The organism is Inquilinus limosus MP06, from assembly GCF_000767795.1.
Taxonomy (GTDB): domain Bacteria; phylum Pseudomonadota; class Alphaproteobacteria; order DSM-16000; family Inquilinaceae; genus Inquilinus; species Inquilinus limosus_E.
In genome coordinates, this window is the sequence record NZ_JANX01000930.1 from 1 (window position 1) to 1,484 (window position 1,484).

Consider the following 1,484-nt stretch of genomic DNA (forward strand, 5'->3'; position numbering starts at 1 on the left):
CAGCCCGAGCCCGGCACAGGCCTCGGCGGCATTGGCGGAGATGGTCGCCGGCGAAGGGATGGGTGGCGTCGATCACTCGGTCGATCCGTTCGGCCCGCAGATACGCCGCCAGCCCCTCGACGCCGCCGAAGCCGCCGATCCGCACCGCGCCCGGCAGCGCCGCCGGCGCCCGGGTGCGCCCGGCCAGCGAGGTGGTGACATTCCAGCCCCCGACTTCGGCCAAGGCGCGGGCCAGAGCCGCGGCCTCGGTGGTGCCGCCGAGTATCAGCAGCCGGCCGGCCATCGGTGCGTCGCCTGGTTCCAGATCATGTCTCGTCTCATACGTCATGTGTCGTAAGGCGCCTAGCGGCGCCGCAGCACGCCTTCTAAGGTTCCGGTGATGGTTGACGTTTCCTTGCCCTTTCCGGCCTTCGAGCCCGGCTGGGTCTGGCTGGTCGGCGCCGGCCCCGGCGATCCCGGCCTCTTGACCTTGCATGCGCTGCACGCGCTGCGCTCGGCCGATGTCGTGGTCTATGATGCGCTGGTGTCCGACGCGATCATCGGCCTGGCAGCGCCGGGCGCGGTGCTGGAATTCGCCGGCAAGCGCGGCGGCAAGCCGTCGCCGAAGCAGCCCGACATCACCGCCAAGCTGATCCAGCTGGCCCGGGCCGGCAAGCGGGTGCTGCGGCTGAAGGGCGGCGACCCCTTCGTCTTCGGCCGGGGCGGGGAGGAGGGGCTGGCCCTGGTCGAGGCCGGCATCCCGTTCCGCATCGTCCCCGGCATCACCGCGGGTGTCGGCGGCCCGGCCTATGCCGGCATCCCGGTGACGCATCGCGACACCAACCACGCCGTCACCTTCCTCACCGGCCACGACGCCACCGGCGACGTCACCGCCGGTGTTGCGTGGGATGCGATCGCCCGTGGCTCCCCGGTGATCGTGGTCTATATGGCGATCAAGCACATCGCCCGGATCGCGGCGCATCTGATCGAGGGCGGCCGGTCGCCGGACGAGCCGGTGGCGGTGATCAGCCGGGCGACGACGCCGCAGCAGCGGGTGCTTGAGACCACCCTGGCCCGGGCGGCGGAGGACGTCGCGGCCCAGGGCATGGAGGCCCCGGCGGTGGTGGTGGTGGGCGAGGTGGTGCTGCTGCGCCAGGCGCTCGACTGGCTCGGCGCGCTGGAGGGCAAGGCCCTGACCCCGGACCCGCTCGGCACCCGGTCGAAAGGCGAGGCGGGGTGATGGCTTCGACGTCCGTTCCTCTCTCTCGGATTCACCGATCTCCGGGCGCCGTCAATTTGCCTCTCCCGCTTGCGGGAGAGGCCGGTCTCGCGCAGCGAGACCGGGTGAGGGCAATCCGGCCGCGACGCCACGAGCTGCGTTTCAAAACAAGGGCGGATCATGCGCTCGCTTGCCGCAAAGCCGCGCTTTCGGCAAAGCCGCGATCCCCTCACCCGGACATCCTTCGGATGTCCGACCTCTCCCGCAAGCGGGAGAGGCAATCCGT

2 protein-coding genes are annotated in these 1,484 nt (G+C 71.4%); one reads left to right on the forward strand and one right to left on the reverse strand.

Features of this window, described 5'->3' with window-relative positions:
* The coding region (locus P409_RS34095) for a precorrin-6A/cobalt-precorrin-6A reductase (RefSeq protein WP_202964904.1) at nucleotides 1-283 on the reverse strand (283 nt) is incomplete at its 3' end.
* Between the two features lie 96 nt (nucleotides 284-379).
* Between P409_RS34095 and cobA the strand changes: the two genes are divergently transcribed.
* Nucleotides 380-1,219, forward strand: a complete 840-nt coding sequence (cobA, locus tag P409_RS34100) for a uroporphyrinogen-III C-methyltransferase (RefSeq protein WP_034849236.1) — start codon at nucleotides 380-382, stop codon at nucleotides 1,217-1,219.
* Nucleotides 1,220-1,484 lie beyond the last annotated feature (265 nt).

Bases quoted from the DNA above. Each gene is read 5' to 3' on its own strand.
- cobA (WP_034849236.1), top strand. From the start codon at position 380: ATGGTTGACGTTTCCTTGCCCTTTCCGGCCTTCGAGCCCGGCTGGGTC.